Source organism: Brevundimonas sp. (assembly GCF_047617075.1).
GTDB lineage: Bacteria > Pseudomonadota > Alphaproteobacteria > Caulobacterales > Caulobacteraceae > Brevundimonas.
On record NZ_JBLGCI010000001.1, the window covers coordinates 115,939 to 136,076 of the forward strand.

Here is a 20,138-nt window from a genome sequence, read left to right on the forward strand (position 1 = left end):
GACTGTACTGAAAGAGCGCGTGCCCCCTCATTCCCCCGCTTGCTCCGGCGCACGGCAAAGGCGAGACTTGCGGCCTGATGGTTCTCGCCGACGCCCCGGCGGCCCCGGCTGTGGCCGGCCCCGCCGCCCCCCACATCGTTGACCAGTTGATCGCCGAGCGTGCGCCGCGGCTGACGCGGTCGTTTGTCTGGCCGGTGGTCAAGCCGGTCCTGTACGGCCTGCTCAGCTATGGCCCCGCGCGCAGCATGGCCGATGCGGTGGCGGTGCGCTCGGGCGCCGATGCGCTGGGCTATGTGGCGGACCTGCTCGATCTGGAGGTCAGCGCCCTGATGCTGGACCGGCTGCCCCGGACGGGACGCTGCATCGTGGTGGCCAACCACCCCACCGGGATCGCCGACGGGCTGGCGGTGCACGAGGCGGTGCGGCAGGTGCGGGATGACGCCATCTATTTCGCCAATGCGGATGCGCTCAGGGTCTCGCCGCGTCTGGGCGAGGTCGTGATTCCGGTGGAGTGGGTGGAGACCAAGCGCACCCGCGAAAAGACCCGCGCCACCCTGGAGGCCGCCCGCCGCGCCTTCGAGGAGGAGCGCTGCGTGGTGATGTTCCCGGCCGGGCGGCTGGCGCGGGTCAGCAAGGACGGCTCCCTGACCGATCCGCAATGGGCGGCCACGGCGGTCTCGCTGGCGCGAAAATACGAGGCGCCGATCATCCCGATCCATGTGTCGGGGCCTTATTCGCGAATGTTCCACCTGTTCGACCGGTTCTCGGCCGAGATGCGCGACATCACGCTTTTCCATGAGATGCTGAACAAGCGCGGCAAGCCCTATCGCCTGATCGTGGGCAAGCCCATCGATGCGCGGCGGCTGGACACGGACGCGGCGCGGGCGACCTATGCGCTGAAGGCGTTCACCGAACGCACCCTGGCCAGCCAGCCGGACGCCGACTTTGCCTGAGGCCCGCCGGATCCTGCTGGCCGACGCGGCGGCCACGGCGGCGCTGGGCGCCGCCATCGCACCGATGCTGAAGCCCGGCGAGGCGGTGCTGCTGTACGGGCCGCTGGGCATGGGCAAATCGACGCTGGCGCGGGGCCTGATCCGCGCCCTGACCACGCCGGACGAGGACGTGCCCAGCCCCACCTTCACCCTGGTGCAGTTCTACGAGAGCGCGCCGCCGGTGGCGCACTTCGACCTGTATCGCCTGACCCGGCCCGAGGAGGCGCTGGAGATCGGGCTGGATGAGGCGCTGGACGTGGGCTGCGTGGTCATCGAATGGCCGGAGCGGCTGGGGGACGATCCGGAGGAATTCCTCGGGCCGGACCGACTCGTCATAGAGATCGCCGAGGATGGGGACGGCCGGGTTGCGACCGTTTCCGGCGCAGGCGCGTGGAAGGACAGGATCCAGCATGTCGGATCGTGAAGAGCAGCGGATCGAATTTCTCAAGGGCGCGGGCCTGGCCGACGCCCTGCGCGACCCCTTGCCCGGCGACGCCTCCACCCGCCGCTACGAGCGCCTGACCACCCCGGCGGGGGCCAGTCTGATGCTGATGGACCAGGCCCCGGCGGCGGAAAGCCCGCCATGCGACCCCGCCTGGACGCCGGAACAGAGGCGCGCCGCGGGGTGGAACGCCACCGCGCGCCTGTCGGCCGGACGCATCGAGGCCTTCGCGGCGGTGTCCAACCTGTTCCGCGGGGCGGGTCTGTCGACGCCGGAGATCATCGCCGTGGACGCGGGGTCCGGCTTTGCGGTGATTGAGGACTTCGGCGACGATCTGTTCGCGCGGGTGATCGAGGACGGGGAGCCGGCCGCGCCGCTGTATCTGGCGGCGGTGGAGGCGCTGGCGAAGCTGCATCTGAACGCGGTGATGCCCGATGTGCTGAGCGGGCCGGGCGGGGACTGGCCGCTGCTGACCTATGACGCCGTGGCGTTGCAGGGCGGAGCGGACCTTTTCGTGCAGTGGATGCCCAGGCTGAACCCGGCGCTGGATTTCGGCGCGGCGGCGCGGGACGAGTGGGCCGAGGCCTGGGCGCCGGTCGTGGCCATGGGCGAGGCGGGGGCCGGATCGGTGGCGCACCGGGACTATCACGCCGAGAACCTGATCTGGCTGCCGCAGCGGCCGGGCGACCGGCGGGTGGGGATGATCGACTTTCAGGATGCGGTGCTGGCCCATCCGTCGTGGGACCTGCACTCGCTGTTGCAGGACGCGCGCCGGGACGTGGCGCCCGAGCTGGAGGCCGTGGCCCTGAACCACTATTTCGAATGCATGCCCGGCGTGGAGCGCGAGCCGTTCCTGGCCGACTACGCCGCCCTGGCCGCCCTGAACGAGGCGCGCATCCTTGGGGTGTTCGCCCGGCTGATCGCGCGGGACGGCAAGCCCCGCTACCGGGCCTTCATGCCGCGCATGTGGCGACATCTGGAGGCCAATCTGCAGAAGCCCGGCATGGAGGCGGTGCGCGGCTGGTTCGAGCGGCACGTGCCGGCGGAGGTCCGGGCATGACGGGGCCGAAGACCGCGATGGTGCTGGCGGCTGGCCTCGGCACCCGCATGCGGCCGCTGACCGACGACCGGCCCAAGGCGCTGGTTGAGGTGGGCGGCAAGGCCCTGATTGACCATGTGCTGGACCGGCTGGGCGATGCAGGGGTCGAGCGGGCGGTGGTCAATGTGCACTGGTTCGCCGAGCGGCTGGAGGCTCATCTGGCCGCGCGCACGGGCGGGCCGGAGATCATTATTTCCAACGAGCGGGCGGAACTGCTGGAGACCGGCGGGGGGCTGAAGAAGGCGCGGGGCCTGCTGGGGGACGACCCGGTGTTCGTGGCCAATATCGACAGCGTCTGGATCGACCGGGGGGATGCGCTGGGCGACCTGATCCGGCTGTGGGATCCGGCGCGCATGGACGCGGCCCTGCTGCTGGCGCGGCGCGAGGGGTCCATCGGTTTCGAGGGGGACGGGGATGTCTTTCTGGACGAGGACGGGCGGCTGACGTTCCGGGGCGACAGGCCCAGCGCGCCCTTCGCCTATATGGGCGTGCACATCACCCGGCCCGATTATGCGGATCGGGGGCCGGAAGGGCCGTTCTCGCTGAGCGGGCTGTGGCGACAGTCGGCGTTGGAAGACCGCCTTTATGGCTGCGTGCTGGACGGGGACTGGATGCATGTGGGCGACCCCGGCGCGCGGGATGAGGCGGAAGCGCGGCTGACGGCGCCATGAGCCGGTTCGACCCCTTTGCGGGCGCCGGGCCGCGCTGGTGGTCCATCGAGGCGCACCGGCCGTTTCTGGAGGATCTGGCGGCGGGGGTGCTGGACTGGCTGGGCGAGGACGCGCCCGAGACCCTGAGCGATGCGGTGATCCTGCTGCCCAATCGGCGGGCGGCGCGGGCCTTCACCGAGGCCCTGACCCTGCTGTCGGGCGACCGTCCCGTGCTGCTGCCGCAGGTGCGGCCGCTGGGCGATCTGGAGGAGGACGAGCCGCCGTTCGCGCCGGGCGAGCTGGAGCTGGACCTGAAGCCCGCCATCTCGCCCCTGAAGCGCCGGTTCGAGTTGGCGCGCCTTGTGGCCGCGCACCACGGCGGGGCGGTGGAGCCTTTGCGCGCGCTGGAGATGGCCGAGGCGCTGGCGGCGTTTCTGGACTCCTGCCAGATCGAGGAGGTGGCCGATCCCAGCCGCGTGGCCGATCTGGTGGAGGCCGATTTGGCCGAGCACTGGCGCTCCACCGCCGCCTTCCTCGCCGTGGCGGTGGAGGCGTGGCCGAGGCGGCTGGACGAACTGGGTCTCAGCGATCCGGCGGCGCGGCGGGTGACCCTGCTGAAGCGGCTGGCCGAGGCGTGGGATGAACGGCCGCCGACCTTCCCGGTGATCGCGGCGGGGTCCACGGGCACCGTGCCCGCGGCGGCGGCGGTGCTGGGGGCGGTGGCCCGGGCGCCGTCGGGCTGCGTGGTGCTGCCGGGACTGGACCGGGACCTGTCGCAGACGGCGTGGGACCAGATCACCGACGATGACGGCGAACAGCATCCGCAAGGGGCGCTGAAACGGCTGATCGGGCGGCACGGCATCGACCGGGCCGGGGTGCGGGCCTGGCCTGCACGGGACACGGGCGAGAGCGCGCGTCTGGGCCGGGCGCGGCGCCGACTGATCGCCGAGGCCCTGAAGCCGCCGGCCTCCACCGCCGACTGGACAAAGGCCATCGACGAGATGCGGTCCGGCGGGGGCGACCCCATCGCCGAGGGGTTGGAGGGCCTCACCGCCGTCACCGCCCGCACCGAGGAGGCCGCCGCCGCGCTGGCCGCCGTGCTGATGCGCGAGGGGGTGGACAAACCTAGGCAAACCGTGGCGCTGGTGACGCCCGATCCGCTGTTCGCCCGAAGGGTGCAGGCGCGGCTGGGGCGGTGGGGGCTGATGGCCGACTCCTCGGCGGGCTCACCCTTGTCCGAGACGCCGGCGGGCGTGCGGCTGGCCCAGCTGGCGCAGCTGGCCAAGACCTTCGGGGCGGTTTCGCTGCTGGCCATTCTGAAGCATCCGTGGACCACGCTGGCGGGGGCAGGCGAGATCGAGGCGCTGGAGCGCGAGGGTCTGCGCGGGGCGGGGCCCGCCGACTGGGATGCAGTGCGGCGGCGGCTGGAGACCAATCGTTTGCGGCGCGGCGAGAGGCGCAAGGACGAGGATCAGGCGCGCATAGACACGGCCCACGCCGTGGCAGACCGGCTGGATGGCGTGCTGTCGGTCCTGACCGGTATGGACGAAGCGACGCCCGGTGCGTGGGCGCGGGTCCTCTGCGAGGCGGCGGAGGCGCTGGGCGAGGGGGCCGAGGTCTGGCGCGGGGCGGACGGGGCAAGCGCGGCCCGGCTGATGGCCGCCCTGATGACCGAGGGCGCGGAGGCGGGGACGCTGAACGCCTCGGCCTTCGCCGAACTGCTGGGGCGGCTGATGGGCGCCGAGGTGGTGCGCACCGGCGGCGACGCCCACCCGCGCCTGAGAATTCTGGGCGCCATCGAGGCGCGGCTGGTGCGGGCCGACCGGGTCATTCTGGCCGGGCTGGAGGAAGGGGTGTGGCCGCGCGGGGGAGGGACCGATCCGTTCCTGTCGCGGCCCATGCGCAAGGCCCTGGGCCTGCCGCCGCCGGAGCGCCGTATCGGCCTGTCGGCCCACGACTTCGCCCAGATCGCCTGCGCGCCCGAGGTCTATCTGCTGCACACCGAGCGGCGGGACAATCAGCCGTCGGTGAAGTCGCGCTGGCTGTGGCGGCTGGAGACGCTGGTGCGCGGAGCCTTCCCGGATTCGCCGCGCCTGCCGCAGCGGCTGGACCTGCATGATCTGGCCCGGCGGCTGGACGCGCCCGACGCCGATCCGCCGCAAAGCCTGAAGCCCGCCGGCCGCCCGGCCCCGACGCCGCCGGTCGAAGCGCGGCCCAAGAAGATGTCGGTGACACGGGTGGAGGAGTGGGTGCGCGATCCCTACGCCACCTACGCCCGCTTCGTGCTGAACCTGCACCAGATGGAGCGCCCCGACGAACGAGTGGACGCCCGCCTGCGCGGCACGGCCATCCACAATGCGCTGGAGGTGTTCGCCCGCGAGTGGGAGACGCTGGGCGAGAGCGGCGCGCCGAAGCGATTCCTCGACCGCTATCTGGCCGAGCTGGCGGCGGCGGGCATGACCCCGGCGGCGCTGGCGCGGGAGAAGGCGCTGGGCGCGCGCATGGCCGACTGGGTGACCGGGTTCGAGCGCGGCCGCCGGGCCGGGCGGCCCCATGTGGCGCTGGAGGCCTACGGCCAGTGGTCGCCCATCGAGGGTTTCCTGCTGACCGCCCGCGCCGACCGCATGGAGGTGGCCGAGGGCCGCCTGTCGGTGATGGACTACAAGACCGGCGCGCCACCGTCGAAGAAACAGGTGGAGACCGGGTTCAGTTCGCAGCTGTCCCTGACCGCCGCCATCGCCCGCGAGGGCGGGTTCGGGGCCGTGCTGAAGGCCGAGCCCGACGATCTGCTGTATGTGCGCCTGACCGGCCGCGACCCGGCGGGCGAGATCATGGACAGGAGCGGCGAGGCGGGCGCGGCGGCCCTGGCCGACGAAGCGGTGGAGGGCCTGAGAAAACGCATCCGCCAGTACGCCAGCCCCAGCCAGCCCTATCGCTCGCGCATCGCGCCCCAGTTCGCCCAGGCGAAGGTGTCGGACTATGACCATCTGGCCCGCGCAGCCGAATGGTCCACGGCGGCGGAGGATGAGGGATGAGCACGGTCATTCCTTTTCCGTCAAAGCGATCCCCCCAGGCCGTCGCCGCCGATCCGGCGGTCAACGCCTTCGTCATGGCCAACGCCGGGTCGGGCAAGACCACCACCCTGGTCAACCGGGTGGCGCGGCTGCTGCTGGCCGGATCGGCGCCGGGCGCGATCCTGTGCCTGACCTTCACCAAGGCGGCGGCGGCGGAGATGCAGCGGCGGCTGTACGAACGGCTGGGCGACTGGGCGGTGGCGGGCGACGCGCGGCTGCGCGACCAGCTGGCCGAACTGGAGGAGCGCGAGGCCGCCAGCTTCGACGCCCATGACCTGTCCCGCGCCCGGGCCCTGTTCGCCCGGGCGCTGGAGACGCCGGGCGGGCTGAAGATCCAGACCATCCACGCCTTTTGCGAGCAGTTGCTGCGGCGCTTTCCGGTGGAGGCGGAGGTCTCGCCCCTGTTCCGGGTCATCGACGAGGCCGAGGCCGCCGACATCCGCCGCCGGGCCCGCGACCGGGTGGCGCTGGCCGACGACATTCCGGGGCTGGCGAGCGCCTATCTTCACATGGCGGGCAAGCTGTCCCAGCCGGACTTCGAGGCCATGTTCGACCGGTTCGAGGCCAAACGGGCCGAACTGACCGACTATGTGGCGCAGGACGGCGGGGCTGCGACTTTGCAGGCGCGGGTGGCGGCCTCGGTGGGGCTGGACCAATGGATCGAGCCGGAGGCGGCCGAGCGCGCGGCGGTGACGGCGCCGGGCTTAGACGCGGCGGCTTGGTTCGACGCGGCGGCGGCTTGCGCGCGGGGCAGCGAGAAGGGCGACCAGCCCATGGGCCGGAAGCTTCAGGCCGTGGCCGAGGCGGTGCTGAACGGCGATGCGCCGGTGGAGGCGGCGCGGGGCATCTTTTTCACGGCCGAGGGCGAACTCCGCAAGCGGCTGGGCACCAAAGCGGTGGACCCGGCGACTCTGGACTGGCTGGGGCTTGAGCAGGCGCGGCTGGCGGCGCATTTCGAGCGGGCGCGGGCGGCGCGGGTGGCGCTGGACACGGTGTCGGCGCTGGTGCTGGCCTACGCCTATGGCCGGGCCTATGAGGCGGCCAAGGCTGCGACCGGGGCGCTGGACTTCGCCGACCTGATCCAGCGGGCGCGGCATCTGCTGACCGACGGGCCGGGCGCGGCCTGGGTGCTCTACAAGCTGGACGGCGGCGTCGACCACGTTCTGGTGGACGAGGCCCAGGACACCTCGCCCGAGCAGTGGGCCATCATCGACGCCCTGACCGAAGAGTTCTTCTCCGGCGCGGGGGCGACGCCGGATCGTGGGCGCACCATCTTCGTGGTGGGCGACGAGAAGCAGTCGATCTTTTCCTTTCAGGGCGCCGCGCCGCAACTGCTGCCCGCCAAGGCCGACGTCTATCAGGTGCGGATCGAGGGCGCGGGCGGACGTTTCGAGCCGGTGGCTCTGGAGCAGTCCTGGCGATCCAACCGACAGGTGCTGGAGACGGTGGATGCGGTGTTCGCCGTTCCAGACAGGGCGCGCGCCCTCAGCCCCGGGCGGGGCCGGGATGGCGCCCCGGCGGATGTCCTGATCCGCCACAGCGCCGCACGCACGGACGACCTGGTGGGAACCATCGACCTGTGGGAGCCGGTGCAGGACGAAAAGGACGAGGACCGCCGCGCCTGGGACGAGCCGCTGGACGCCGCTGTCCGGCGCGGCGCCCGTCGCCAGGTGGCCGAGCGCATCGCCGCCGAGATCCGGGCCTCGGTGGAGGCCGGGCACGCGGTCCACGACAAGAAGACGGGGCTGCGGCCCATGGACTGGGGCGATGTGCTGATCCTGGTCAAGCAGCGCGGGACCATGTTCGAGGAGGTGCTGCGCGCGCTCAAGCGCGGCGGCGTGCCGGTTGCGGGCGCCGACCGGCTGGTTCTGTCGGCGCACCCGGTGTTTCAGGATCTGCTGGCGCTGGGGCGGGTCGCGCTGCACCCGGCTGACGACCTGACCCTGGCGGGCGTGTTGCGGTCTCCCCTGTGCGACGTGTCTGAGGATGACCTTTTCGCCCTGGCCCACGACCGCAAGGGCGCGTCCCTCTGGAGCGTCCTGAATGCGCGGGCGGCGCGTGATCCCGCGCCGTCGGCGGCGCGCGACCTGATCGCGGATTTCCGCGCGTGGTCTCTCAGTCTGACGCCCTTCGGCCTGTATGGCCGTCTGCTGAACCGGCTGGACGAGCGGGGGTTGAGCGTTCGTCAGCGGTTCCTGACCCGGCTGGGGTCCGAGGCGGGCGACGCCATGGACGCCTTCATGGATCAGGCCCGCGCGGCCGAAGGGCGCGGCGCCTCGGATCTGGAGCGATTTAGCCATCAACTGGCCGCGCTGGACCAGACGGTCAAGCGCGAGATGGACGAGCCGCGCGGCGAGGTTCGGGTGATGACGGCCCACTCGTCCAAGGGGTTGGAGGCGCCGGTGGTGATCCTGCCCGACGTGCTGTTCGAGACGCCCAAGGGCGACGCCCTGCTGCGGACCGAGGAGGGCGCCTTCCTGTGGTGCGGGTCCGGCGACGACGATTGCGAAGTGTCCAAGGCGGCGCGGCAGGCCAGGAAGGACCGGGCCGAGGAAGAGTCCCTGCGCCTGCTCTATGTAGGGCTGACACGGGCGCGGGACCGACTGATCGTGACCGGGCGGTTGCGTTCGGATCGCAAGCTCGAGAAGGCCGAGGCCTGGTGGGCGCCTGTCATGTCCGCCTTTGATCGGCTGAGCGAAGACAAGGAGCGCGGCGGGGGTGTGCGCGATGTGGAAACCCCCACCGGCCCTGCCCGGCGTTACGGCGCCGACCCGGTGACGCTGACGCCCGTAACGTCTGCGGTGCAGTCTGAGTCGGTCCCACCCGCCTGGCTGACCATGGCGCCGCGCGCCGAGGCGTCGGAGCGGCGCATGGCCCCGGGACGGATGGAGGACGCCGCGCGCACGCCGGCGCCGTCGCCCCTGTCGCGGGTCGGGGGCGGGCTGGGCCGCTGGCGGCGTGGGGAGCTGATCCACCGGCTGCTGGAGCGGCTGCCCGACGTGGCGCGCGAGCGTCGCGCCGAAGCGGCCGCCGCCCTGCTGGCGCGGGAGCCGGATCTGGACGAGGCGCAGAAGGCCGAGATGGCGGCCGCGGCGCTTGGGCTGCTGGACGACGCGCGCTTCGCCGAGGTGTTCGGCCCGGCCTCGCGGGCGGAGGTGGCGCTGTCGGGCTCTGCGCCCGAGCTTGCGGCCGGGACGGTGGTGTCGGCGCGGCTGGACCGGCTGGTTGTGACGCCGGACCGGGTGCTGGTGATCGACTTCAAGACCAACCGCCCGGCGCCGGACCGCATCGAGGACGCGGACCCGGCGTATGTGCGCCAGCTGGCGGTCTACTGGGCGGTGCTGCGGCGGCTGTATCCGGGCCGGACCGTGGAGGCGGCGCTGGTGTGGACTGACGGGCCGCGGCTGACGCCGGTTCCGGAAAGCCTGATGCGGCAGGCGCTGGGCGAGACGCGTGGTTGACCCGGGGCTCCGGCGTCCCCACATCGTGACCCGCGCCGGAATCGCCTTAAACTGACCGGCCGCTCAGGAGATTGTTCATGCCCACCCTCAAGGTCACCGACGACAGCTTCGAAGCCGACGTCCTGAAAGCGTCCAAGCCCGTGCTGGTCGATTTCTGGGCGGAATGGTGCGGTCCGTGCAAGCAGATCGGCCCGGCGCTGGAGCAGATCGCTGACGACTATTCCGAACAGCTGACCGTGGCCAAGATCAACATCGAGGACAGCCCCATGACGCCCTCGAAGCTGGGCGTGAAAGGCATCCCGACCCTGATGCTGTTCAAGGACGGCCACATGGCGTCCATGAAGGTGGGCGCCATGCCCAAGCAGAAGATCATGGAATGGCTGGTGGAGTCCGGGGCGGCGAAACCGGCGGAATAAGCGTTACGCCGCTGGAAACGGTCGGCCCGCCCCGCTAAGGAGCGGGCATGACCAATCCCCCGATCCGATACGACGTCTGCGCCGTGGGCAACGCCATTGTGGACGTGCTCGCGCCGTGTGAACCCGAATTCCTGTCCGCGCGCGGCCTCCAACCCGGCTCCATGCAGCTGGTGGACGAGGCCCAGAGCGCCGCCCTTTACGACGACATGGCCGCGGGCGTGGAGGCGTCGGGCGGCTCGGCGGGCAACACCGTGGCGGGCGTCGGCTCCTACGGCGGGCGTGCGGCCTATATCGGCAAAGTGTCCGAGGACACGCTGGGCGACGTCTTCGCCCACGATATCCGCGCGGCCGGGGTGGCGTTCGACACGCCGCGTCTGAGCGAGGGGCCGTCCACGGGCCGCTGCCTGATCAATGTCACCGACGACGGCCAGCGCACCATGTGCACCTTCCTGGGCGCCGCCAACCAGCTGACCGCCGACGACATCGACCCGGAGATGATCGGCGAGAGCGCCATCGTCTATCTGGAAGGCTATCTGTTCGACCCGGCGCCCGCCCGCGCCGCCTTCGAGCGCGCCGCCGACATCGCCCACCGGGCCGGGCGCAAGGTGGCCATCACCCTGTCGGACACCTTCGTGGTGGCCCGTTGGCGCGCCGAACTGCTGGCCTTCATCGAACAGTCCGCCGACATTGTGCTGGCCAACGAGGCGGAGCTGGGCGCGCTGTTCGAGACCGAAGACTTCGACGCCGCCTGCGACCAACTGGCCGGCATGGTCGAGGTGGCCGCCGTGACGCGCGGGGCCCAGGGCTCGGTGGTCATCAAGGGCGACCAGCGGGTGGCGGTGGACGCCGTCTCCGTGGACAAGGTGGTGGACACCACCGGCGCCGGCGACCAGTACGCGGCGGGCTTGCTGCTGGGTCTGGCGCGCGGCCTGTCGCTGGAGGACGCAGGCAAGCTGGGCTCTCTTGCCGCCGCCGAGGTCATCGCCCACTGGGGTCCGCGCCCCATGACCAGCCTGGCCGATCTGGCGAAGGACAAGGGCCTGAAACTTTAGAGGCTGATCGGTCTAGCGCTCCGCGAAGGCGACCCGCGCGGCGCCCAGAAGGGCGGCGTGCTTGTGGGTGATCACCCATGTGGGAATATCGGCCATATAGCCCTTGAATCGGCCCTTTCGCTCGAACCGCTGGCGGAACGGGCTGACCTTCAGGAAGGGCAGGATGCGCGGGGCGATGCCGCCGGCGATATAGACCCCGCCGCGCGAGCCCATGGTCAGTGCGATGTCTCCGGCTGCGGCTCCGAGAATGGCGCAGAACCGGGCGAGGGTGGCGCCGCAGGCGCTGTCGTGATCCTCCAGCGCCGCGCGGGTGATTTCGGCCGGATCGTCGATATGGCTTTCGCGTCCGTCGATCTCCGCCAGGGCGCGGTGCATGTTCAGCAGGCCCGGCCCGCAGATCAGCCGCTCGATGGACACCCGGTCATAGCGGCGGCGCAGGATGCGCAGGATTTCGTCCTCGACGGCGTCTCCCGGCGCGAAACAGGCGTGCCCGCCTTCGGACGGCAGGGCCATTTCATTGCCGTGGATATCGCGCGCCAGCCCGGCGACGCCGAAGCCCGTGCCGGGGCCCAGCACCGCGATGGCCGAATGGGGATCGCCCTGTTCCGGCCCGCCGAGGCTTTCCAGACAGTCGCCCGGCACGATGGGCGCGCCCCAGGCCAGGGCCTCGAAATCATTGATCAGGCGGACGGGGTCCAGACCCAGGGTCGCCAGCTCGGCCTCGGACACCTGCCAGGGCGAGTTGGTCAGGTCGATGGCGCCGTCGGTGACCGGCCCGGCCACCGCGATGATCCCGCCGGTGGGCTTGACCTCGCAGCCGTCGATAAAGGCGCGCACGCCCTCCAGAAACGTCGGATAATCGGCGCCCAGAAAGCTCTCGTGATGCTCCAGCACCGGGCGGCCGTCCTTCCAGCGGGCGATGGCGAAGCGGGCGTTGGTGCCGCCCACGTCGCCCACCAGCAAGGTGCGCTCATCGGTTCGGACGGTATTGGACGGGATCATCAGGCGTCCACCGTGCGGTCAACGATATTGGGGTCGGCGGGCGTATCGGCGCGGGCCGGTCCGCTTGCCGCGAAGTCGAAACAGACCGAGGCGCCGTCCTCGGCGGTCCCCACCACATGGCGGAACGCGGCGAACAGCTCGCGGCCATAGCCCCAGGCTGAGCTGTCGGCATAGGCCTGCGGGCGCGGCGCCAGCTCCCGGTCTTCGAAGCCGTCGGTCCCGATCACGGTCAGCACGCCGCTCTCGGCGTCCAGCCGGATCACGTCGCCGTCCTGCACCTTCGCCAGGGCGCCGCCGTCCAGCGCCTCGGGGCTCAGGTGGATGGCGGCGGGCGTCTTACCCGAGGCGCCGGACATGCGGCCATCGGTGACCAGCGCCACCTTGAACCCGCGATCCTGAATCACCGACAGGGCGGGGGAAAGACTGTGCAGCTCCGGCATGCCGTTGGCCTTCGGTCCCTGGAAGCGCAGGACGATGATCACGTCGCGGTCCAGCTGCCCGGCCTTGAACGCCTCCAGCACGTCTTCCTGACTGTCGAAGACGGCGGCGGGGGCCTCGACCACCCGGTTCTCCGGCTTGACCGCCGAGACCTTGATCACCGCCCGGCCCAGCGCGCCCTTGACCAGACGCAGGCCGCCGTCCTTCTGGAACGGGTCCGACGCGGGGCGCAGGATTTCCGGGTCCAGCGTCTCGGTCACACCGTCCTTCCAGACCAGTTCGCCGTCCTGAAGCATGGGCTCCTGGAAATAGGCCTCGATGCCCTGGCCCATGACCGTGGTCACGTCGCTGTGCAGATAGCCGGCCTGGGCCAGCTCGCGGATGACGAAGGCCACGCCGCCCGCCGCCTGGAACGCGTTCACGTCCGCCGAGCCGTTGGGATAGACCCGCGCCAGCAGGGGCGTGACCGAGGACAGCTCGTCCATGTCGGTCCAGTTGATGATGACGCCCGCCGCCCGCGCCATGGCCACCAGATGGATGGCGTGGTTGGTGGACCCGCCGGTGGCCAGCAGGGCTACGACCATGTTGACGATGGACTTCTCGTCGATGACGTCGGCCATGCGGCTCTGGTTCTCGCGGGCCAGCTCGACCGCCCGCTTCGCCGCCGCCGCCGTCAGGGCGTCGCGCAGGCCAGTCTCCGGGTGCGCGAAGGCGGTGGACGGCAGGTGCAGGCCGCCCACCTCCATCATCATCTGGTTGGAATTGGCGGTGCCGTAGAAGGTGCAGGTGCCCGGCGAATGGTAACTGCCGATCTCGCTTTCCAGCAGGGTCTGGCGGTCCACCTTGCCCTGCGCATATTCGGCGCGAACGCGGGCCTTCTCCGCATTGGGAATGCCCGAAGGCATGGGCCCGGCGGGGGCGAAGACCACGGGCAGGTGGCCGAACGCCAGGGCGCCCATGAACAGGCCCGGCACGATCTTGTCGCAGACCCCCAGACAAAGCGCCGCGTCGAAGGCGTCGTGGGTCAGGGCCACGCCCGTGGACATGGCGATGACGTCGCGGCTGAACAGGGACAGCTCCATGCCCGGGCGCCCCTGGGTGACGCCGTCGCACATGGCGGGGACGCCGCCCGCTACCTGGGCGGTCGCATTGGCTTCGCGCGCGGCCTGCCGCACGATGTCGGGGAAGCGTTCGAACGGCTGGTGGGCCGACAGCATGTCGTTATAGGCGGTGACGATGCCCACATTGGGCTGGCTGCCCGACATGGCGTTCAGCTTGTCCTTGACCGGCGCGCCGGCGAAGGCGTGGGCCCAGTTGGCGCAGGACAGCTTGGCCCGGCCGGGCGTGTTTCCGGCGGCCCAGTCCATGCGGCGCAGATAGTCCGCGCGGGTCTCGCGGCTGCGGTCGATGATCCGCTCGGTGACGGCGGCGGTGACGGGATTCATGGTCGCAGGAGTGGGGGGCATCAGCTTACTCTGTCCAGAGGACCTCGAGAGGGGCGCCGCTGGCGATCAGGGCGGCGATGGGCTGGACGGCGGGATCACCCGTCGCCTCGGCCTCGAAGACCGCGCGCTTCCTCGCGCCGGTCAGGGCCAGCACCACGCGGCGGGCGCGGGCCAGGTAGGGGATGTTCAGGCTGATCCGCTCCTGCGGCGGCGCCATGCCGTCGCGGCCGGGCGGCACGCCGAAGACGGCGGGCTCCAGCGCCGTGGTCAGCAGGGTCTTCAGCGTCGGGCTGCCGGGAAACATGGAGCAGATGTGTCCGTCCTCGCCCATGCCCAGCAGCACGGCGTCCAGCGGCCCCTCGGCCTGCAGCGCCTTCGCGGCCATGGCGGCGGCGCGGTCCACGGTGACGGCGGCGTGGTGCAGGGGAATGAAGCGCGCGGCGGCGGCCCGGCCGGTCAGCAGGGTCTCGCGCATCAGCCGGGCGTTGGAGTCCGGCGAGCTTTCCGGCACGTGGCGCTCGTCCACCAGCGTCACGGCGACCCGCGACCATTCGAGATCAGCCTCGGCCAGCCGGCGATAGATGGGCGAGGGCGTCGACCCGCCCGCCCCGGCGAACAGGGCCGTAGCGTTTGCCGACAGACCTTCGCCCAGCGCACTCGCCAGGCGTTCGGCGCAGGCCTCCGACCAATCGGCGGCGGAGGAAAAAGCTTCGATAGCGACGGTCATGCGGCCTTCTCCGGTCGCAGGTATTCGCATAGCCGCCGATAGCTCAAAATTATCCGCTCATCCCCGCGAAAGCGGGGACCCAGTGATTTGGGTGTTGAAGCGGAAAACGACAATTCGCGGATCGCCGGTCCTGAGGCGCCGGCGTCAAGCTGGACAGAACTGGGTCCCCGCTTTCGCGGGGATGAGCGGAACTGAAAATTGCGCGCAGCCCTCTCCCACCGGGAGAGGGATCTTTGATCCTGCATCCTACTCATTCCACGCCCGTCCGTTTCGGCTCATCAGATCGAAGGCGCCGGAGGGGCCCCAGGTTCCCGCCTCATAGGGTTCGGGCTTCATCTCGGCGGCGCGCCAGGCGGCCGAGACGCCGTCCACCCACTCCCACGCCTTCTCCGCCTCGTCGCGGCGCACGAACAGGGTGGAGTCGCCGTTCAGCGCGTCCAGCAGCAGCCGCTCATAGGCGATGCGGCGGCGCGGGGGGCGGGCGTTCGCGCCCTCCATGCCCCAGGACAGCGACATGCGGATGGGCTGCAGCCGCATCCGGGCGTCCAGCCCCGGCGCCTTGTTCATCACCGACAGGGACACGTCCTCGTCCGGCTGCAGGGCGATGACCATGCGGTTGGCGACGATGTCGCCGCGCCCGTCGCCGTCGAAGATAGAGTGGGGCACCGGTTTGAACTGGATGACGATCTCGGTGCGCTTGTCGGGCATGCGCTTGCCAGTGCGCATGAAGAACGGCACCCCGGCCCAGCGCCAGTTGTCGATGTCGGCGCGCAGGGCGACGAAGGTGTCGGTGTCCGACGCCTGGCCCCGCTCGTCCTCATAGCCCTTGACCGCCCGGTCCTCGACGGTTCCGGGCGTGTACTGGCCGCGCACGGTGACCTTCTTCGCGGCCGCCTTGGTGATGGGGCGCAGGGATCGCAGCACCTTGACCTTCTCGTTGCGCACCGAGTCCGGATCCATGTCCGACGGCGGCTCCATGGCCACCAGACACAGCAGCTGAAGCATGTGGTTCTGCAGCATGTCGCGCAGGGCTCCGTACTCGTCATAGTACGGCCAGCGGTCGCCGACCCCGGTGGTCTCGCCCACGGTGATCTGCACGTGATCGATGCTGAGGTTGTTCCACAGGGGCTCGAAGATGACGTTGGCGAAGCGCAGCGCCATCAGGTTCTGGACCGTCTCCTTGCCCAGATAGTGGTCGATGCGGAACACCCGATCCTCGGTGAAGGCCGCGCCCACCGCCTGGTCGATCTCGCGGAAGGTGTTCAGGTCGCGCCCGACGGGCTTTTCCAGCACGATGCGCGTGCCGGCCCCGGTCATGCCGATGGCCTTCAGCGCATTGACGATGGGGGCGTACAGCGAGGGCGAGACGGCCAGGAAATAGGTGACGTCCTCGGTCCCCGCCATGTCCTTGAGCGCGAACAGGCTTTCCGGATCGGTGGCGTCCACGGCCAGATAGTCGATGCGCTTGGCCAGCCGGTCGAACGCCTTCGTGCTCCACTGGCTGTCGGCCTCGGCCCGGGGCTGGACCCACTCGCGCACGCGGGCCAGATAGTCGTCGCGGCTTTCCTCGCTGCGCGCGGCCGCGATGACCTTCAGACCCTCGGGCAGCAGGTCGTCGTGCTCCAGGAAATAGAGCGACGGCAGCAGCATGCGCAGCGCCAGATCGCCGCCTCCGCCGAACAGAACGAGCGTCGGCATTCGCGCCTCACCTTCACCAGTTGCGTGGATAGCCTGTCTTGGGGGATTTCCGCGCCCGCGCCAACCGGACCAATCCCCATTGAAACATCAGTTTATGCGCTGACACCGGTTTCCATGAGCTCGCGGAGCAAGATTTCACTCGATCAAGGTCAATAGGTGAGCCGCAGTCCCGCGCGCAGGGTGCGCGGGGGACCATAGCCGGGCACGCCGTCGCCGGTGAGGGCGACCTTCACATTCTCATCGAACAGGTTGTCGGCGGCCAGATACAGCACGGTGCGCGGGCCCGCCCGCCACTGCGCCCGAGCGTCCAGCACCACGGCGGGATCCAGCGTGCGGCTGTTCAGATCGTCGTCGAAACGGCGGCTTTCATAGCGGGCGCGGGCGGACAGACCCAGCCGGTCTGACGCGCGCCAGTCGATCCCGGCCGTGGCGCTCCAGATGGGCGCCTGGGCGGGGCGGAGGCCCGTCAGTTGGGGCGCATCGACGCCGCCGTCCATGCGGGCGTCCGTGGCCGACAGGGCGCCCGACAGGGTCACGGTCTCCAGCCGCCAGCGGGCTTCCATCTCGACGCCGGTGGCTTCAACGGTTCCGGCGTTGCGGCGCTGGCGCAGCACCCCGCCCGCCGGCACGAAACCGGCCACGGGAAAGGTCCCCGGCCCTTCGCCGATGGTGACGTTGACGATGGCGTCCTCGATCTCGTTGTGGAACACCGTGGCGGTGAGATCGAGCGCGCCGCCGCTCCACGCCAAACCCGCCTCAATGCCGCGCAGGACCTCGGGCTCCAGCTCTGGATTGGCCTCGGTGATGTCGTTGCCGACACGGAAGGGGCGATGCAGCTCGTTCAGGGTCGGGGGGCGGAACCCGGTATAGGCCGCCGCTCGCGCCGCCCATCCGCCGCCCAGATCGCGCCGCGCCGCCAGACGCGCGCTGACCACCTCGCCGTCACGGTCGGGCGAGCGCTGGTCCAGCAGCACCACATCTGTCGCCGTATTGGTCTCCAGTCGGCGGCCGTTCTCGTTGCTCCACCGGTCGGCGCGCAGCCCCCCAGCGATCAGCCAGGGCCCGCCCGTCCAGGAGCCCTCGGCGTACGCGCCCGCGATCAGGGTCTCGCCGCCCGCGATCCGCTGGCGGTTGAACGCGTTCACTTCGCGCACCTCGCCCTCGGTGGATCGCACGTCGGCGCCCACCTCCCATTCCAGCGAGCCGCCCCAGCGCTCGGCGGCGCGGCGCAGAGCCAAGTTGGCGCCCAGCCCCGTGGCCGGGGTGGCGTACTGGTTGTTGGCCAGTGACGCGCTCGATCGGTCGTCGGCCACGGAGACGAAGGTGTTGCTGAGATCGCTGTCGTGGCGCCAGACCTGCGCCCGCCAGCCCAGTCGGTCCTCGGTCGGCTGGCGGGCCGCCGTCAGGCTGTAGATCTGGCCGCTGGATTCCGCCCGCGCCCCGTCCAGCCCGGCGCCGCGCTCGTCCTCCCAGGCGCCGACCCGGGCCGAGATCGCGATGTCGTTCGTGGCCGCCCAGTCGGCGCGCAGGGCGCCGCCCAGGCTCTCAAGGTCCGTGGGCGTGTCCGCGGCGCCCTGTTCCGGGCCGCGCACGGGCACATAGCCGTCGCTGTGTTCGTAGAGGCCGGAGGTGGTCAGGGTCAGCCGCCCGAATCCTTGCGATCCCGATCCGGACAGGCGCGCGCCGCCGCGCTCGGCCACGGAAGCGTCCAGCACCGCTCCCGCCTCACGCTCGCGCATCACGATGACCCCGGTCAGGGCCCCGGCGCCGTACGGGCCTGCGCCCGACCCGCGCACGATGTCCAGACTGTCCAGGGACTCCGGCGCCAGTTGCGACCAGATCACCCAACCCCCAAACGGATCGTTCAGGGGCACGCCGTCCAGGTTCACCAGAGTGCGGCCCGCGCCCGACGGGGCGATGGCGCGCAGGGATATGCCCTGGGTCGTCGGATTGGCGGAAAGGCTGGACGTGCGGCGGAACAGGGACACGGCGGGTACGCCGGTCAGGGCCTCGTCCACCCGCAGGCTGGCCTCCAGATCCTGCTGGTCCAGCCGGATCACCGCAAAGGCGGCGTCGCCGGCGGCCGGCGGCAGGCGCGCGGCGGTGACCACGATCTCGTCAACGGTGACGGGCGGGGCGGGCGGGACGTCGGCTTGAAAGATGGCGGGCTCCGGCGGGCAGACTGGATGTGAGGGCGACCTGTCGAACAGATGGAATGGGCGGGCGTTCCCTCAAGCCGCCGGGCCGAGGCGCTTCAGCAGCTCGGCGGCGAACTCGGACAGGGTGTCGTCGCGGGCGCCCATGATCAGAATGCGGTCACCGGGGCGCGCCATCTGAATCAGGCGCTCGCCGCAGGCGGCGCGGTCGGGCAGGGCCTGCGCATGGCGCCCCGCCGCCGTCACCCCGTCGGCGATGTCGCCCGACCCCACGCTGCGGTCGGTGGTGCCGCCGTAATAGACCGGCTCGGGCATCAGCAGCACGTCGTCGGGGTTCATCAGCCGGGCGAAGACGTCGATGAACTCGGCCTTCATCAGCTTCAGCGGCCCGAAGCCGTGGGGCTGGAACAGGATCAGAAGGCGGCCGGGAAAGGCGTGCAGGGTGTTCAGGGTGGCGGTGATCTTGTCCGGGTTGTGGGCGAAGTCGTCGATGACGGTGACCCCGCCCGCCTGACCGGCCACCTCCAGACGGCGACGGATGCCGGAGAAGTCGGCAAGCGCGGCCACCGCCTCCGCGACCGGGACGCCCAGCGCCCTGACCGCCCCGACGGCCGCCAGCGCATTGGCGACATTGTGGGCGCCGGGCACGCGCAGTGCCGCGTCATGGGTCGCGCCGCCCTTCTCGATCAAGCGGAAGGTCATGCCTGTGGCGGTGGGCGCCAGATCCACGGCGCGCAGGTCGGCGTCCGGATGGTCCAGCGCGAAGGTGATCGCCGCCTTCGCCTGTCGCGCCAAAGCAGGGGTCTCGGCGTCGTCCAGGTTCAGCACCGCCGTCGCCGCCCGGCCCGCGAAGCCGCCGAACAGGGCCCGCAATTCCTCCATGGACTTGTGGTCCAGCGACACGTTGGAGATCACCGCCACGGACGGCTCATAGCGGGCGATGGAGCCGTCGGACTCATCCACCTCGCTGACGAACAGGTCCGGCCCGCCGATCAGGGCGCTGGCGAAGGGCTGGTCGTGCTGGACGAAATTCTTCATCACCGCGCCGTTCATGACCGTGGGTTCTCGCCCGGTCCGGTGCAGAATCCAGGCGATCATGCCGGTGATGGTGGACTTGCCGCTGGTGCCCGCCACCCCGACGCTGACCTCTGCGCCGTTGAACAGGTCCGACAGCAACTGGGGCCGGGTCAGGATGCGGGCGCCCACGGCCTTGGCCGCGCGGATGTCGGGCACCGTGTCCTCCACCGCCCCGGTGGCCACCACGGTATGATCGGCGCGCACGCCCGATCCGTCCTGGTGATGCAGGGTGAAGCCCTGGCCGCGCAGCCAGTCGAATTTCTCGGGCGTGCGGCCTTGATCCAAAGCGCGGTCCGAGCCCTCCACGGAGGCCCCGCGCGCCTTCACGATCAGGGCCAGAGGCAGCATGCCCGAGCCGCCGACGCCGCAGAAGAAATAGGACTGGTCTTGATTCATGCGCCGCGAACCC

The 20,138-nt window shown here is 71.0% G+C and carries 14 protein-coding genes; 8 read left to right on the plus strand and 6 right to left on the minus strand.

Annotated features, from left to right (window positions below):
• Positions 1-77: 77 nt before the first annotated feature.
• The 8 genes from ACI8U3_RS00590 to ACI8U3_RS00625 all read left to right on the plus strand — a co-directional run bounded on the left by ACI8U3_RS00590 (position 78) and on the right by ACI8U3_RS00625 (position 11,186).
• Entirely contained in the window at positions 78-953 is an 876-nt protein-coding gene (locus ACI8U3_RS00590; RefSeq protein WP_415012920.1) for a GNAT family N-acetyltransferase, read from the plus strand.
• Positions 946-1,416, plus strand: coding sequence for a tRNA (adenosine(37)-N6)-threonylcarbamoyltransferase complex ATPase subunit type 1 TsaE (gene tsaE / locus ACI8U3_RS00595; RefSeq protein ID WP_415012921.1), 471 nt, complete (start codon positions 946-948; stop codon positions 1,414-1,416). The genes ACI8U3_RS00590 and tsaE overlap by 8 nt, the downstream gene beginning before the upstream one ends.
• Positions 1,403-2,494: an N-acetylmuramate/N-acetylglucosamine kinase AmgK gene (gene amgK, locus ACI8U3_RS00600; RefSeq protein ID WP_415012922.1), complete on the plus strand. Its 1,092-nt coding sequence runs from the start codon at positions 1,403-1,405 to the stop codon at positions 2,492-2,494. The genes tsaE and amgK overlap by 14 nt, the downstream gene beginning before the upstream one ends.
• The gene (gene murU / locus ACI8U3_RS00605; protein WP_415012923.1) at positions 2,491-3,204 is read left to right on the plus strand and encodes an N-acetylmuramate alpha-1-phosphate uridylyltransferase MurU; all 714 of its coding nucleotides are present in this window, start codon (positions 2,491-2,493) and stop codon (positions 3,202-3,204) included. The genes amgK and murU overlap by 4 nt, the downstream gene beginning before the upstream one ends.
• Complete coding sequence (gene addB, locus ACI8U3_RS00610) at positions 3,201-6,218, plus strand: double-strand break repair protein AddB (protein ID WP_415012924.1); 3,018 nt, start codon at positions 3,201-3,203, stop codon at positions 6,216-6,218. The genes murU and addB overlap by 4 nt, the downstream gene beginning before the upstream one ends.
• Positions 6,215-9,718 (plus strand): double-strand break repair helicase AddA, encoded by a 3,504-nt coding sequence (gene addA / locus ACI8U3_RS00615; RefSeq protein ID WP_415012925.1) that lies wholly within the window; start codon positions 6,215-6,217, stop codon positions 9,716-9,718. Before addB ends, addA begins: the two co-directional genes overlap by 4 nt.
• A gap of 77 nt (positions 9,719-9,795) precedes the next feature.
• Entirely contained in the window at positions 9,796-10,134 is a 339-nt protein-coding gene (trxA, locus tag ACI8U3_RS00620) for a thioredoxin (protein ID WP_415012926.1), read from the plus strand.
• A gap of 47 nt (positions 10,135-10,181) precedes the next feature.
• On the plus strand, positions 10,182-11,186 hold the full coding sequence (locus tag ACI8U3_RS00625; protein WP_415012927.1) for an adenosine kinase: 1,005 nt from the start codon (positions 10,182-10,184) through the stop codon (positions 11,184-11,186).
• Between the two features lie 12 nt (positions 11,187-11,198).
• Here the strand turns inward: ACI8U3_RS00625 and glk are convergent, their stop codons facing one another.
• The 6 genes from glk to ACI8U3_RS00655 all read right to left on the minus strand — a co-directional run bounded on the left by glk (position 11,199) and on the right by ACI8U3_RS00655 (position 20,125).
• Positions 11,199-12,188: a glucokinase gene (gene glk, locus ACI8U3_RS00630; protein WP_415012928.1), complete on the minus strand. Its 990-nt coding sequence runs from the start codon at positions 12,186-12,188 to the stop codon at positions 11,199-11,201.
• Positions 12,188-14,092, minus strand: a complete 1,905-nt coding sequence (gene edd, locus ACI8U3_RS00635; RefSeq protein ID WP_415012929.1) for a phosphogluconate dehydratase — start codon at positions 14,090-14,092, stop codon at positions 12,188-12,190. The genes glk and edd overlap by 1 nt, the downstream gene beginning before the upstream one ends.
• Before the next feature lie 4 nt (positions 14,093-14,096).
• Positions 14,097-14,798 (minus strand): 6-phosphogluconolactonase, encoded by a 702-nt coding sequence (pgl, locus tag ACI8U3_RS00640; RefSeq protein ID WP_415012930.1) that lies wholly within the window; start codon positions 14,796-14,798, stop codon positions 14,097-14,099.
• A 246-nt stretch (positions 14,799-15,044) separates the two neighbouring features.
• Positions 15,045-16,496 carry a glucose-6-phosphate dehydrogenase gene (zwf, locus tag ACI8U3_RS00645; protein WP_415012931.1) on the minus strand — a complete coding sequence of 484 codons (1,452 nt, stop codon included), beginning with the start codon at positions 16,494-16,496 and terminating at the stop codon, positions 15,045-15,047.
• 149 nt (positions 16,497-16,645) lie between these two features.
• Positions 16,646-18,607, minus strand: coding sequence for a TonB-dependent receptor (locus ACI8U3_RS00650; RefSeq protein WP_415012932.1), 1,962 nt, complete (start codon positions 18,605-18,607; stop codon positions 16,646-16,648).
• A 120-nt stretch (positions 18,608-18,727) separates the two neighbouring features.
• Positions 18,728-20,125, minus strand: a complete 1,398-nt coding sequence (locus ACI8U3_RS00655) for a UDP-N-acetylmuramate--L-alanine ligase (protein ID WP_415012933.1) — start codon at positions 20,123-20,125, stop codon at positions 18,728-18,730.
• Positions 20,126-20,138 lie beyond the last annotated feature (13 nt).